Origin of the sequence: Faecalibacterium sp. i21-0019-B1 (assembly GCF_042852915.1) — a bacterium.
In the GTDB taxonomy this organism is placed as follows: domain Bacteria; phylum Bacillota; class Clostridia; order Oscillospirales; family Ruminococcaceae; genus Faecalibacterium; species Faecalibacterium taiwanense.
Window position 1 is genome coordinate 1,157,505 of record NZ_AP031425.1, and the last position, 14,903, is coordinate 1,172,407.

The 14,903-nt window shown below is 56.6% G+C and carries 13 protein-coding genes; 12 read left to right on the top strand and 1 reads right to left on the bottom strand.

Translation table 11 applies throughout. From position 1 onward, the window contains the following. Positions 1-3: 3 nt before the first annotated feature. A complete protein-coding gene (locus tag ACGHP1_RS05665; protein WP_097774826.1) occupies positions 4-1,350 on the bottom strand; it encodes a butyryl-CoA:acetate CoA-transferase in 1,347 nt (448 codons plus the stop codon). Between the two features lie 513 nt (positions 1,351-1,863). On the opposite strand from ACGHP1_RS05665, the gene coaD reads away from it, so the two are divergent. The 12 genes from coaD to rpoD all read left to right on the top strand — a co-directional run bounded on the left by coaD (position 1,864) and on the right by rpoD (position 14,775). Beyond that, complete coding sequence (coaD, locus tag ACGHP1_RS05670) at positions 1,864-2,370, top strand: pantetheine-phosphate adenylyltransferase (RefSeq protein WP_044953444.1); 507 nt, start codon at positions 1,864-1,866, stop codon at positions 2,368-2,370. 80 nt (positions 2,371-2,450) lie between these two features. Next, on the top strand, positions 2,451-3,668 hold the full coding sequence (locus tag ACGHP1_RS05675; RefSeq protein ID WP_097774827.1) for an acetyl-CoA C-acetyltransferase: 1,218 nt from the start codon (positions 2,451-2,453) through the stop codon (positions 3,666-3,668). A 122-nt stretch (positions 3,669-3,790) separates the two neighbouring features. Continuing rightward, on the top strand, positions 3,791-4,576 hold the full coding sequence (locus tag ACGHP1_RS05680) for an enoyl-CoA hydratase-related protein (protein WP_097774828.1): 786 nt from the start codon (positions 3,791-3,793) through the stop codon (positions 4,574-4,576). 42 nt (positions 4,577-4,618) lie between these two features. Continuing rightward, positions 4,619-5,491, top strand: coding sequence for a 3-hydroxyacyl-CoA dehydrogenase family protein (locus tag ACGHP1_RS05685; RefSeq protein WP_005940172.1), 873 nt, complete (start codon positions 4,619-4,621; stop codon positions 5,489-5,491). 104 nt (positions 5,492-5,595) lie between these two features. Beyond that, complete coding sequence (locus ACGHP1_RS05690) at positions 5,596-6,771, top strand: acyl-CoA dehydrogenase family protein (RefSeq protein ID WP_005940174.1); 1,176 nt, start codon at positions 5,596-5,598, stop codon at positions 6,769-6,771. Between the two features lie 17 nt (positions 6,772-6,788). Beyond that, a complete protein-coding gene (gene acrB / locus ACGHP1_RS05695) occupies positions 6,789-7,583 on the top strand; it encodes an acryloyl-CoA reductase electron transfer subunit gamma (RefSeq protein WP_005940175.1) in 795 nt (264 codons plus the stop codon). 21 nt (positions 7,584-7,604) lie between these two features. Continuing rightward, positions 7,605-8,699, top strand: coding sequence for an acryloyl-CoA reductase electron transfer subunit beta (acrA, locus tag ACGHP1_RS05700; RefSeq protein WP_097774831.1), 1,095 nt, complete (start codon positions 7,605-7,607; stop codon positions 8,697-8,699). 617 nt (positions 8,700-9,316) lie between these two features. After that, positions 9,317-9,862 (top strand): CAP domain-containing protein, encoded by a 546-nt coding sequence (locus ACGHP1_RS05705; RefSeq protein ID WP_390508275.1) that lies wholly within the window; start codon positions 9,317-9,319, stop codon positions 9,860-9,862. 195 nt (positions 9,863-10,057) lie between these two features. After that, positions 10,058-10,678: a YigZ family protein gene (locus tag ACGHP1_RS05710; RefSeq protein WP_120019711.1), complete on the top strand. Its 621-nt coding sequence runs from the start codon at positions 10,058-10,060 to the stop codon at positions 10,676-10,678. 167 nt (positions 10,679-10,845) lie between these two features. Further along, complete coding sequence (locus ACGHP1_RS05715; RefSeq protein WP_097774834.1) at positions 10,846-11,844, top strand: deoxyguanosinetriphosphate triphosphohydrolase; 999 nt, start codon at positions 10,846-10,848, stop codon at positions 11,842-11,844. A gap of 25 nt (positions 11,845-11,869) precedes the next feature. Further along, positions 11,870-13,645, top strand: a complete 1,776-nt coding sequence (gene dnaG, locus ACGHP1_RS05720) for a DNA primase (RefSeq protein ID WP_005940187.1) — start codon at positions 11,870-11,872, stop codon at positions 13,643-13,645. Positions 13,646-13,695: 50 nt separating this feature from the next. Next, on the top strand, positions 13,696-14,775 hold the full coding sequence (gene rpoD / locus ACGHP1_RS05725; RefSeq protein WP_120079519.1) for an RNA polymerase sigma factor RpoD: 1,080 nt from the start codon (positions 13,696-13,698) through the stop codon (positions 14,773-14,775). Positions 14,776-14,903: the final 128 nt, after the last annotated feature.

Consider the following 14,903-nt stretch of genomic DNA (forward strand, 5'->3'; position numbering starts at 1 on the left):
TTATCAGATTTTGTTGCTCCTGCGCCAGATGTGCATTTTTTCGGCTTCCTTGATCAGGTCTTCACGGAAGTCGGGATGTGCTACGCTGATCAGAGCTTCGGCCTTTTCCCAGGTGGTCAGGCCCTTCAGGTTCACGCAGCCGTACTCGGTGCACAGGTAGTGGATGTTGGCACGGGTATCGGTGACGATGCTGCCGTTTTCCAGAGTGGGACGGATGCGGCTCTCCAGCTGGCCGGTCTTCTTATTAAAGAAGGTAGAGGACAGGCAGATAAAGCTCTTGCCGCCCTTGGAAAGGTATGCGCCCAGAACGAAGTCCAGCTGACCGCCGGCACCGGAGATGTGCTTGAGGCCTGCAGTCTCGGCGTTCACCTGACCGAACAGGTCGATGTCCACAGCGTTGTTGATGGAAATAAAGTTATCCAGTGCGGAGATGCTGCGGATATCGTTGGTGTAGTCCACGGGTGCAGACATGCACTCCGGATTATCGTTCAGGTAATCGTACATTTTCTGGGTGCCGGCACCGAAGGCGTAGACCTGACGGCCCTTGTCCAGCTGCTTGCATGCACCGGTGATCTTGCCGGCCTTGGCGATATCCACAAAGGCATCCACATACATTTCGGTGTGCACGCCCAGATCCTTCAAATCGCTCTGTGCGATCAGGCTGCCGATGGCATTGGGCATACCGCCGATGCCCAGCTGCAGGCAGGCACCGTTGGGGATCTGCGGAACGATCAGGTTGGCAACCTTCAGATCCACTTCGGTAGCAGCACCGGGAGCGGCCATCTGGCCGATGGGCGGGTTCTCGCCTTCCACGATGCCGGTGACCTGAGAAATGTGGATGCAGTTCTCCATGCCGCCAAGGCAGCGGGGCATGTTCTTGTTGACCTCAACGATGATCTTCTTGGCTTTTTCGCACACAGCACCCAGATGAGATGCACTGGGGCCGAAGTTGAAGTAGCCGTGCTCGTCCATGGGGGTCACCTGGAACACCGCCACATCCAGCGGATCCGGGCTTTCGCGGTAGTAGCGGGGCAGCTCGGAATAACGGATGGGGGAGTAGAAGGAGAAGCCCTGTGCAATGGCCTTGCGCTCAATGCCGCCCATATGCCAGCTGTTCCATGTCATGTGTGCAGCGGGATCGTCGATCTGGAAGATCGCGGGCACCCACATCAGGATGCCGCCGCGGAAGTTGACACCTTCCAGCTCAGGCAGACGCTTTGCAATCTCGGCATCCACCGCCACAGGGGTGTTCACAGCCCAGCCGTAATCCACCCAGTCACCGCTTTTGACCAGTGCGGCAGCCTGAGCGGCGGTCATTTTCTTCTGAGCATACAGTTCCGTAAAATCCATTATAAACCATCCTCTCCTATAATAACATAAAGGAATTGTAAATTTATCATTTACTCTTCCTGCACGGACAAATCTTTGCAGGATGTTTACCACCTGTTGGCAATTTGAACACAGCTCTGACACAGGCGGATGATATCCTGATAACCAGCAGAAGGCAGCTGTCGGACAGGGCAGCAGATCTGCACAACTTAGTTATAACATTAACAATGTGTAGAATCAATAGTTTATCGAGAAAATTTTGACCGACTGGCAATATGGACAAAATTCGCGGAGTTTCTGGACGATTGTTTGGTGCTGAAAAACCAAAATCTTTGCAAAAGGACTTGATAAAATTTTGACGATATGGTTTACTTATAGCGTAGCAAGCAGCTGCGATGCAGCATGACATTGATTGTTTAAATTTTAACGATAAAACGTACAGCTTGCACAAAAATCTTGCACCCAAGACTGGAAAGTGCTATCATGGCAGAACCAAAACGCGCTTTTCACAGCGCTCAAGGAGGACACCAGACGATGGCAACAGCAGTTTATCCCGGTTCGTTCGATCCGGTCACAAAAGGGCATCTCGATATCATCAAGCGCGCAGCAAAGATCAACGATCATCTGATCGTGGCGGTGCTCAACAACAGCGCAAAGAATCCGCTGTTCACCGTGGAGGAACGCGTGGAGCTTCTAAAGGAATGCTGCAAGGGCATCCAGAATGTTTCGGTGGAGAGCTTCGACGGCCTGACCGTGGAGTTCGCCAAGAAACGGCACGCTTCGGTGATGGTGCGGGGCCTGCGGGCGGTGACGGATTTTGAAAACGAGATCCAGCTTGCGCAGACCAATCACGCACTGATGCCCGGCATCGAGACCATGTTTCTGGCAACGAGCATCAAGTGGAGCTACCTTTCTTCCACCATTGTAAAAGAGGCAGCTTACTACGGCAGCGACATCGGTAAGTTCGTCACACCCAATGTGGAAAAGGCGGTCAACGAAAAGTATGCGCTGATCCGGCAGAAAAAAGACCCCGAGACCTAATTTGTAAAAGCGCTTACGGGCGTTTTTGATAAAAATGGCTTACGAAAAGTAACACATACACAATTCAGGAAGCTATTCACATGAAAAAGATCGTTATCGCATCTGCATGCCGTACCGCTATTGGCAAATTCGGCGGCACTCTGGCAAACGTTCCCGCAGTTGAGCTGGGCTCCATTGTCATCAAGGAAGCCCTGAACCGTGCAAACGTCGCACCTGAGCAGGTCGATCATGTTTACATGGGCTGTGTCATTCAGGCTGGTCTGGGCCAGAACGTTGCACGTCAGGCTGCTCTGAAGGCTGGCCTGCCCATCGAGACCCCGGCTGTCACTGTCAACGTGGTGTGCGGCTCCGGTCTGAACTGCGTCAATATGGCTGCTCAGATGATCGAGGCTGGCGATGCTGATATCGTGGTCGCAGGCGGCATGGAGAACATGGACATGGCTCCCTTCGCACTGCAGAAGGCTCGTTACGGCTACCGCATGGGCGCTCCTATGGGCAAGAGCGAGATCGTGGATACCATGGTCAACGATGCTCTGTGGGATGCCTGCGGCTTCAACAAGCACATGGGCATGACCGCTGAGAACGTCTGCACCAACGAGACCTATCAGAAGAAGTACGGCTACAGCCCCATCACCCGTGAGATGCTGGACGAGTTCTCATACAACAGCCAGCTGAAGGCTGACAAGGCCATCAAGGACGGCGCTTTCAAGGACGAGATCGTTCCCGTTGTGATCAAGGGCAAGAAGGGCGACACCGTGTTCGATACTGATGAAGGCCCCCGTCTGAGCGCTCCTGAAGTGCTGGCAAAGCTGAAGCCCGCTTTCACCAAGGACGGCATCGTGACCGCCGGCAACTCTTCCGCCATCAATGACGGCGCTGCTGCTCTGGTCATCATGAGCGAGGAGAAGGCTAAGGAGCTGGGCGTGAAGCCTCTGGCTACCTGGGTCGCAGGTGCTTTGGCTGGCGTTGAGCCGGAAGTCATGGGTCTGGGCCCCATCGCTGCTACCAAGAAGGTCATGGCTAAGACCGGCATGAGCGTTGCTGACATGGATCTGATCGAGGCCAACGAGGCATTTGCTGCTCAGTCTGTGGCTGTCAGCCAGGCTCTGAACTTTGATATGAGCAAGGTGAACGTCAACGGCGGCGCAATTGCTCTGGGCCACCCGGTCGGCGCTTCCGGCGCTCGTATCCTGGTCACCCTGCTGTATGCTATGAAGCATCGCGGTGCTCACAAGGGTCTGGCTACCCTGTGCATCGGCGGCGGCATGGGCTGCGCTACCATCGTTGAGATGGACTAAGTTCCACCTCTTGGAATCCTGACTGAATGACAGACCCGGACGGGGAAGGGAACCGGAGAGCCTTTCCTCCGTCCGGGGGCTGTTTGTGATAATTGATAAGATTTGAATAGGAGGTTTTCACAATGGCATTTGTAAAAACCGAGGTGCAGGGTGCAGTTGAGATCATTACCATCGACCGCCCCAAGGCACTGAATGCCCTGAATCCCGAAGTTCTGGCAGACCTGAAGGCAGCTTTTGAGGCTGTGGATCAGGAGACTGTCCGCTGCATCGTTCTGACCGGCGAAGGCGACAAGAGCTTCGTGGCAGGTGCAGATATCGGTTCCATGAGCACCATGACCAAGGCAGAGGGCGAGGCCTTCGGCAAGCTGGGCAATGATGTGTTCCTGATGATTGAGAGCTTCCCCATCCCCGTTATTGCAGCCGTGAACGGCTTTGCACTGGGCGGCGGCAACGAGCTGGCTATGAGCTGCGACATCCGCATCTGCTCTGACAACGCTGTGTTCGGCCAGCCGGAAGTGGGTCTGGGCATCACCCCGGGCTTCGGCGGCACCCAGCGTCTGGCACGTCTGGTCGGCATGGGTATGGCAAAGCAGCTGGTCTACTCTGCACTGAACATCAAGGCGGACGAGGCTCTGCGCATTGGTCTGGTGAACGCTGTGTATCCTCAGGCTGAACTGATGGAGAACGTGCTGAAGCTGGCCGGCAAGATCGCAAAGAATGCACCCATCGCTGTACGCAACTGCAAGAAGGCAATCAACGGCGGCATCAGCCTGCCCATCGAGAAGGCTGTTGAGGTCGAGGAAAAGCTGTTCGGCAGCTGCTTCGAGACCCACGACCAGAAGGAAGGCATGGCCTGCTTCCTGAGTCGTGAGAAGCCGAAGCCCAAGGCAGTGTTCACCAACAACTAATCCATTACTACATAATTTTTGATATTAAAGGAGAGGTTTCCTATGAAGATCGGTGTTATCGGCGCTGGCACCATGGGCCAGGGCATCGCAAAGGCATTTGCACAGGTTGAGGGCAACACCGTTGCTCTGTGCGACATCAAGCAGGAGTGGGCCGAGAATGGTCTGGCAAAGATCAAGAAGGGCTACGAGAAGCTGGTTGCCAAGGGAAAGATGACGCAGGAAAAGGCAGACGCTATCGTTGCTGCCATCACCCCGGGCCTGAAGGAAGACCTGTGCGCTGACTGCGATCTGGTCGTTGAGGCTGCTTTTGAGGATATGAAGGTCAAGCAGACCACCTTCGGCGAGCTGGATAAGATCTGCAAGCCCGAGTGCATCTTCGCTTCCAACACTTCTTCTCTGTCCATCACCGAGATCGGCAAGGGCGTTAGCCGTCCGCTGGTCGGCATGCACTTCTTTAACCCCGCAGACCGCATGAAGCTGATCGAGGTCATCGCAGGCTGCAACACTCCCGCTGAGACCGTTGAGAAGATCAAGGAGATCTCTGTTGCCATCGGCAAGCAGCCGGTTCAGGTCAATGAGGCTGCAGGCTTCGTCGTCAACCGCATCCTGATCCCCATGATCAACGAAGCTGCTTTCATCAAGATGGAAGGCGTTTCCGATATCGCCGGCATCGACACCGCTATGAAGCTGGGTGCCAACCACCCCATGGGTCCCCTGGAGCTGGGCGACTTCATCGGCCTGGATATCTGCCTGGCCATCATGGATGTGCTGTACAAGGAGACCGGCGACAGCAAGTATCGTGCCTGCCCGCTGATCCGTAAGATGGTCCGTGGCGGCAACCTGGGCTGCAAGAGCGGCAAGGGCTTCTACGTTTACAACGCAGACCGCACCAAGACCCCTGTTGACCAGCTGTAAATTCTGATAAACGTTTCTCCCGACCGTGGAAACGCGGCCGGGAGGAATTTGTTTGCACCGGGCAATTCCGGTAAATGAAAAAGACCCGTTAGGAGGATATAGCGATGGATTTTACTCTGTCCAAGCAGCAGCAGATGGTACAGAAAATGTACCGCGAGTTTGCTGAGAACGAAGTCAAGCCCCTGGCAAAGAAGGTTGATGCGGAAGAGTACTTCCCCAAAGAGACCGTCGAAAAGATGGGCAAGCTCGGCATGATGGGCATTTATTTCCCGACTGAGGTCGGCGGTGCAGGCGGCGATGTGCTGTCCTACGTCATGGCAGTGGAAGAGCTGAGCAAGGTCTGCGGCACCACCGGTGTCATCGTCTCTGCTCACACCAGCCTGTGTGCTGCTCCTATTTATGAAAATGGTACTCCCGAGCAGAAGGCAAAGTATCTGCCCAAGCTGTGCAGCGGTGAGTGGCTGGGTGCTTTCGGCCTGACTGAGCCGGGTGCCGGCACCGATGCACAGGGTCAGCAGACCTTTGCAAAGCAGGACCCCGAGACCGGTGATTGGATCCTGAACGGTTCCAAGATCTTCATCACCAACGCCGGCTACGCAAACGTCTTTATCGTTATTGCTGTCACCGATATCGTGCCCGACAAGAAGGGCCGTCCCACCAAGCAGTGCTCCGCCTTTATCGTGGAGCGCACCGACCCGGGCTTCTCCGTCGGTAAGGCTGAGGACAAGATGGGCATCCGCGGTTCTTCCACCTGCGAGCTGATCTTTGAGGACTGCCGCATCCCTGCTGACCGTATGCTGGGTGTGCGTGGCCGCGGCTTCCAGCTGGCTATGGCTACTCTGGACGGTGGCCGTATCGGTATCGCATCTCAGGCTCTGGGCATTGCCGAGGGCGCTCTGGAAGAGACCGTTGCTTACGTCAAGGAGCGCAAGCAGTTCGGCCGCAGCATTTCCGCATTCCAGAACACCCAGTTCGAGCTGGCTGAGATGAAGGCACGCGTTGAGGCTGCAAAGTATCTGGTCTACGCTGCTGCTCTGAAGAAGCAGGAGGCTATGGATGGCAAGAAGGTCCGTTACAGCGTTGAGGCTGCTCAGGCAAAGCTGATCGCAGCCCGCACCGCAAGCGATGTGACCCGCCGCTGCCTGCAGCTGTTCGGCGGTTACGGCTACACCCGTGACTATCCCATCGAGCGCATGATGCGTGATGCCAAGATCACCGAGATCTACGAGGGCACCAGCGAAGTGCAGATGATGGTCATTTCCGGCGCGCTGCTGAAGTAAGGGAGGCAAGAGTTACAATGAAAGCAATTGTTTGTGTAAAGCAGGTTCCTGATACCTCCGGCAAGGTGTCCGTCAAGCCCGATGGCACTCTGGACCGTGCTTCGATGGCTACCATCACCAACCCTGATGACCTGAACGCTCTGGAGGCTGCTCTGAAGCTCAAGGACGCTACCGGCTGCGAAGTCGTTGTTGTTACCATGGGTCCCCCGCCGGCAGAAGGCATGCTGCGTGAGCTGCTGGCCCGCGGCGCTGATAAGGCTGTTCTGGTCTCCGGCCGTGAGTTCGGCGGCTCCGATACCTTTGCAACCAGCCAGATCCTGGCTGCTGCTGTCAACAAGATCGGCGTTGGCCCCGAGGACGTTGTGTTCTGCGGCCGTCAGGCAATCGATGGCGATACCGCACAGGTCGGCCCGCAGATCGCTGAAAAGCTGCATCTGCCTCAGGTCACCTACGTGGCAGACATCCAGAAGGATGGCAACACCCTGACCGTGAAGCGTATGCTGGAAGACGGCTACATGATGGTCAAGGTGCAGACTCCCTGCCTGCTGACCTGCATCAAGGAGCTGAACCAGCCCCGTTACATGAGCGTGAACGGCATCTTCACCTGCTACGACAAGCCGATGGAAGTGTTTGATTACAACGCACTGAAGGACGATCCGCTGATCGAGGTTGATACCATCGGTCTGAAGGGTTCTCCGACGAACGTCTTTAAGTCCTTCACTCCTCCGCAGAAGGGCGCAGGCACCATGCTCAAGGGCGACGATACTGCCGCACAGCTGGCTGGTATCCTGGCCAAGAAGCACCTGATCTGATGAAAGGAGCATAGGATTACAATGGCTGATTTTAACGAATACAAGGGCGTATGGGTCTTCTGCGAGCAGCGCCAGGGCGCATTGATGCCCACTGATTTCGAGCTGGTGAGCGAGGCCCGCAAGCTGGCTGATGAGCTGGGCTGCGAGGTCACCGGTCTGCTGCTGGGCGACAACGTGGAAGGCATTGCCAAGGAGCTGGGCGGCTATGGTGCCGATAAGGTCATGGTCTGCGACAGCCCCCTGCTGAAGGATTACACCACCGATGCATACGCTAAGGTCGTGTGCGACATGGTCAACGAGTACAAGCCCGAAGTCCTGCTGATCGGTGCAACCAACATCGGCCGCGATCTGGGCCCCCGCTGCGCAGCTCGTCTGCACACCGGCCTGACCGCTGATGCTACCCATCTGGACATCGACACTGCAAAGTACATCGATTTCCTGAAGGAGAGCTCCACCATCGACCTGTCCAAGCAGAAGTTCGATATGGAAGACCGCAACCTGAAGATGACCCGTCCCGCATTCGGCGGCCATCTGATGGCTACCATCATCTGCCCCCGCTTCCGTCCGCAGATGTCCACCGTGCGTCCCGGCGTTATGAAGAAGGCTCCCTTCGATCAGGCCAAGGCTGATGCCTGCCAGATCGTGAAGCCCGCATTCGCTCTGGCTGCTGAGGACATCAAGACCGAGGTCCTGAGCGTTGAGAAGGCCGCTGAGAAGCTGGTCGATCTGATCGGCGCAGACGTGATCGTCTCTGTCGGCCGCGGCATCAGCAAGGATGTCCAGAAGGGCATTGAGCTGGCTGAGCAGCTGGCTGCCGCTTTGGGCGGCGGCGTTGTGGGCGCTTCCCGTGCCGTCACCGATGCAGGCTGGATGACTGCTGACCATCAGGTTGGCCAGACCGGCAAGACCGTGCATCCCAAGATCTATGTTGCTCTGGGCATCTCCGGCGCTATCCAGCACACCGCTGGTATGCAGGACTCCGAGTGCATCATCGCTGTCAACAAGAATGAGGGCGCACCCATCTTCGGTGTTGCCGACTACGGCATCGTGGGCGACCTGTTCAAGGTAGTTCCCGAACTGATCAAGCAGATCGAGGCAGCAAAGGCTGCTCAGTGATCGACTGACGCGAGATCTTTTTATAGCATAGCCTGAATTGTGGGAGGGCGGCTCTTCGGAGCCGCTCTTCTTTTTATGTAAGGAATACGGCACAGCACAGATGGCCCTGAAAAGGCTGCCTGTGCTGTTTTTTGTTGCAGAAAGTACAGCCAAAGGCCGGCTGCAGCCCAGAAAAGGGCTGCGGGATGGGAGGGAAGTGGAACGGAAAAGCGCACACAAAAGTCTGTTACACTTTGAAATATGCATATAAGAGAATAAACATACAGAAAAATGCATGAAAAGCGCTGCAGAAAAGGTGTAGAAAAACAAAATGCAACACGTTAAGTGTGACGAAACAATCCTGAAAACGGTGAAGTGCAACACGTACGTAACAAATTCACGGTATCTTGGATGAACTTGTTGCGCTTGTGAAACGTTTTCGGAACGGGAAATTTTGATTTCTTTTGCATTTCCTCTCAAAAAATCGACAGAAACCCCTTGACGATGAGATACTATTGTAATACTCTTGTTGCACAAAAGCAACACAATTGAAACGGAAGAGTTGCAAACGTGTTGCAGTACGCATTCACATGAATGCAAAAAAGCTTTTATATACAAAAGCTTGCGGAGGATGTCTTATGAAACTCGAGATGCGTGCCCTGAAGAATATCGCAGCAGCAGCTATGACTCTGGCTGTGGTTTTTGGTGCTGCATCTCTCAAGCCCGTTACTGCAAACGCAGCTGAGGCTTCGGTTTCTGCCTCCATCGAAGAAGAAAATTCCTACATCAGCTTTCAGGACGAAGCTTATCAGAACGAGTTCCTGCGCCGCGTAAACAACGAGCGCGCAAAGGCTGGCCTGAAGCCCGTTCAGCTGGGCGACAGCAACCACAATAGTGCCGCTCAGGAGCGCGCCGAAGAGATCGCAACCGTCAATTCTCACGTTCGTCCCAATGGTACCAAGTGGTATACTGTTCTCAGCGAGTACGGCGTGACGGATGCCGCTGCTGGCGAGAATGCCGCATGGGGCAACGTTTCTCCTGAAGAAGTCGTGAATGCCTGGATGAACTCCGAAGGCCATCGCGCAAACATTCTGGATCCCGAAGCTCGTGCAATGGGTGTTGGCTACTACTACAACAGCTCCAGCACTTGGGGCCATCAGTGGATCCAGCTCTTTACCAAGTAATCATCTGCTTTCTTCTAACAAAAGATCGGCTGAGCTGCAAGGCTTAGCCGATTTTTTGTTGCGCTTTTTTCTGGCAGAGGACATGTGGGCAGCGGTACAGGGAGCTGGCCTTGACACAAAAACGTATGCGGCAGTGGTTGCACAACGGACGATTTATGTTATACTTGTTTTGAATAACATGCAGGAGGAACCACAGTGGAGGATTACCGCACCATCCATGGCACGGCCACAGGAGAATACGAAGAAAAGAAGAGCCGCTTCATTGCGGCGCTGTCATTTGCGGACAGCGAGGAAGCTGCCGTTGCATTTCTGGAACAGGTGCGTGCGGCCAACCGCACCGCCCGCCACAATGTGTATGCCTACCGCCTGAGGGAAGGCAACCGGGAACGCTATTCAGATGATGGTGAACCGGCCAAGACGGCGGGCACACCAGCGCTGGAGGTGCTGCAGCACAGCGGCCTGACGGATCTGATCGTGGTGGTGACCCGTTACTTTGGCGGTGTGCTGCTGGGCACCGGCGGCTTGGTGCGTGCATACACCACGGCTACGGCCCGTGCACTGGAAAATGCCGAGGTGGTCACGGTGCGCAGCGTGGTGGAGCTGAGCGTGACGGTGGATTACTCCCTTTATGAGCGTGCATCGCTGCTGATCGATGCAGCGGGAGCAAAACAGGCCGCGCCGCAGTTCACGGATCGCGTGACCCTGTGCTGGCAGATGCCGGAACACACCGAAGGCCCGCTGCTGGAACAGCTGCGGGAGCTGACACGCGGCAGCGCGCAGGTGACGGTATCCGACCCGTTCTATGCACCGTTCTGAACCCGGCAGCAGCAAAAATAAAAAAGCAAGCATTATTTTGCGAACCGACAGGCTTTTTCCCCCTTCGACAAAGCGGGTGTGCTACAATTGCCGCAGACGCAGCAATTGGGATCGGCTGTGCCGAAACAGAGAGGGGGAATGGCGACAAAAAGGGAGGGCGACTTTGTATGGATGTACGTCAGCGCACAGAAGAGATCGAACATATGACCTTCGCGCCGTGGGCTACCTTCAGCGACCAGAGCCGCGGCCGCATGCTGCCGGAAGAGCAGGACCCGATCCGGCCGGTGTTCCAGCGTGACCGTGACCGGGTGCTGCACTGCAAGGCATTCCGACGGCTCAAACAAAAGACGCAGGTGTTCCTCTCGCCGGAGGGAGACCTGTACCGCACCCGACTGACCCATACGCTGGAGGTCTCGCAGATCGCGCGGACCATTGCCCGCGCTCTGCGGCTGAACGAAGATCTGACTGAAGCAATCAGCCTTGCCCATGATCTGGGCCACACGCCGTTTGGCCATGCCGGGGAGCGCGCGCTGAATGAGCTGTGCCCGGACGGCTTCAAGCACTACATGCAGAGCCTGCGTGTGGTGGACAAGCTGGAAAAGGACGGCCGGGGCCTGAACCTGACGTGGGAGGTGCGCAACGGCATCGTGACCCACACAAAGGGCACCTGGGCGGCAACGCCGGAAGGACGCATCGTGCGCATGGCGGATCAGATCGCCTATGTGAACCACGACATTGAGGACGCGGTGCGCGCCGGTGTGCTGGACCCAGCCACCCTGCCGAAAGAATGCACCGCCGTGCTGGGCCAGACAAAATCTGCCCGCATCACCACCATGATCAACAGTATCCTTGCCAACAGCGATGGGGATGTGAAGGTGGGCGCAGAGGAAAACGAAGCCTTCCTTGCGCTGCGGGATTTCATGTACGCCACCGTGTACGTGGACAAGACCGCCAAGCAGGAAGAGCAGAAGGTGGACAAGGTGATCGGGGAACTGTACGATTACTACCTGAACCATGTAGACCGGATGTCCAATTTTTACATCCAGCTGGCTTATCAGGAGGGCGGAGAACGCGCAGTGACCGATTACATCAGTGGCATGAGCGATGAATTTGCCATCCGCACTTTTGAGGAATTGTTTGTGCCCCGGAAGTGGCATGTCCTATAAATCCGAAAGGTCGTTTGAAAGATCTATGATCCCACACGAATACATTGAAGAACTGACCCGCCGCACCGACATTGTGGAGCTGGTGGGCAGCTATGTGCAGCTCAAGCGCAAGGGACGTTTGTATGGCGGCCTGTGCCCCTTTCACAGCGAAAAAACGCCCTCATTCTACGTCTACCCGGACACCCAGAGCTTTTACTGCTTTGGCTGCGGCGCAGGCGGCGATGCCATTACCTTTACGAAAAAGATCAACAGCATCGATTACCCGGAGGCCGTTAAGCTGCTGGCAGCGCGGGCCGGTATGCCGGAGCCGCAGGAGGACGACAAAACAGGCCGGATGCGCAGCCGCATCCTCTCCATGAACAAGGAGGCGGCACGGTTTTTCCACGCCTGCCTGAACTCCACCGTGGAGGAAGCCCGGCAGGCCCGTGCCTACTGGCGGCGGCGCGGTCTGGACGACAAGACGATCGTCCGGTTCGGGCTGGGCTATGCGCCAAACGACGGACAGGCGCTGTATCAGTTCCTGCGCGATAAGGGCTACAATCAGCAGGAGCTGGATGCCAGCGGCCTGTTCAAGCGCAGTGCGTCCGGCCGCATCTACTGCCTGTTCTGGAAGCGGGTGATGACCCCCATCTTTGACCTGCGCGGCAACATCATTGCGTTTGGTGGGCGCGTGCTGGACGATTCCAAACCGAAATATGTCAACAGCCCGGAAACGCTGGTGTACCACAAATCAGAGACGGTGTTTGCGCTGCAGATCGCAAAGCGCAGCGCGGTGCGCCGGTTCGTGCTGTGCGAGGGCTACATGGACGTGATCAGTATGCATCAGGCAGGCATCGACACAGCAGTGTGCGCCTGCGGCACGGCCCTGACCCCGGAGCAGGTGCGGCTCATCAGCGAGTATGCTGACGAGGTGATCCTGAGCTACGATTCGGACGAAGCAGGCCAGAAGGCCACGCTGCGCTCGCTGGAACTGTTCCGCAACAGCCCGGTAAAGGTGGGCGTGCTGCAGATCCCCGGTGCAAAGGACCCGGACGAGTACATCAAAAAGTATGGCGCAGAGCGATTCAAAGCCCTGCTGGACGGTGTGGGCAATGCACTGGACTTCCGGCTGGGCCGTCTGCGCAGCCAGTACGATCTGGCACAGGATGCCCAGCGGCTGGAATACGTGAAGGAAGCTGTGAATATGCTAGCAGAGCGCTCCAACCCTACCGAGCAGGAAGTGTATGCGGGGCGTCTGGCTGAGGAGACCAACATCTCCAAAACAGCTATCATGACCCAGCTGGAGACCGCCGTGAAGAGGGCGGGCAGCAAGCACCGCTGGGAGAAAAAGCAGCAGGCGCTCAAGTCCGGTGAGATGAATCAGATCAACGTGCCGTACAGTGCGGGCGGCAGTCAGGCGCTGGGCATTGCCAGCGCACAGCAGCGACTGCTGGCGGCCATGCTGCGGGAGCCGCACTATATCGATCTGGTGCAGGGGCAGCTGACCGCAGAACAGTTCGTGCTGCCGCAGCAGAAGGAGCTGTTTGAAGCCATGCTGCGCTGCCGACAGGAGGGCATTGAGATCAGCCTGACCACGCTGCGCGCTTTTGTAAGCGAAGAAGCGCTGAATGAACTGAGCCATCTTGCGGCACAATACAGCGATGTGAATTGTACGCCGGATGATATCCGGCTGTATCTGGACCGCATTGCCCGGGGGATGCCCATGGCAGGCAAGGCGGCGCATATGTCCAATGAGGAACTGAGTGATTACCTCCAGTCGATGCGCGAAAAGAAGCAGGGAAATGTGCCTGTAGAAGAATGATCCCCCGCTTTCCCCTCCGGCTGGAGCAGGAGAGGAAAGGAGCAGGAACCATGCAGAAATTGTCGCAAACGGAGGAATTGGCCAGAACATTGGCTGCGCGGGCACGCCACCATGCCCTGACACCGGAGCAGATCAGCCGTGCCATGGACGAACAGGATTACGATGTGGCGCAGCTGGACGAGCTGTATACGGCACTGGAGGACCGCGGCGTGCACCTGACCGAAGAGGAAGCGGACCTGCCTGCGTTGGATGAAACGCAGATCGGCAGGCTGGAACATGAGCTTTCGGCAGAGGGGGTGGCGCTGGACGACCCGGTAAAGGCCTATTTGAAGGAGATCGGCCGGGTGCCGCTGCTGACGGCAGAACAGGAAACGGAGCTTGCCCGTGCCGCGCAGGCCGGGGATGAGGATGCCCGGCGGAAGCTCAGCGAAGCGAACCTGCGGCTGGTGGTGTCGGTGGCAAAGCGCTATGCAGGGCGGGGCCTGCCGTTTCTGGATCTCATTCAGGAAGGCAATCTCGGTCTGATGAAGGCGGCGGAAAAGTTTGAGCCGGAGCGCGGCTTCAAATTTTCCACCTATGCCACGTGGTGGATCCGTCAGTCCATCACCCGCGCCATTGCAGATCAGGGGAGGACCATCCGCATCCCGGTGCACCTTGTGGAGAGCATCAACCGGGTCAAAAAGACGACGGGTGACCTGCTGCGGAAAAATGGCCGGGAGCCTACCGCGGAAGAGATCGCTGTTCAGCTGGACATGGAGCCGGACCGTGTGCGGGAATTGCTGCAGCTGGCGCAGGACCCTATCAGCTTGGAAACGCCGGTGGGCGAGGAAGAGGATGCCCACCTTGAAGATTTTATTCAGGACGAGGATGCAGGCGTCCCGGTGGATGAAGCCGGGCGGCAGCTGCTGCGGCGGGAACTGTTCAGCGTGCTCAAAAGCCTGACACCGAGGGAAGAGCGGGTGATCGCACTGCGCTTCGGGCTGGAGGATGGCCGGGCGCACACGCTGGAAGAGCTGGGGAAGGAGTTCAATGTGACCCGGGAGCGGGTGCGGCAGATCGAAGCCAAGGCCCTGCGCAAGCTGCGGCATCCCAGCCGTGCAAAACGCCTGCGGGATTATCTGGATGAGTGAACGATTATAATTGCCGCCGCTTGCGCTCTGGCAATATTAGAGGAAACATTATTTTTATATTTGCAGCTCAGAAAAGCCTGCGAGCTTTTCTGAGCTGCTTTTTCACAAAAAAGGGCCGCAAGGGCAAA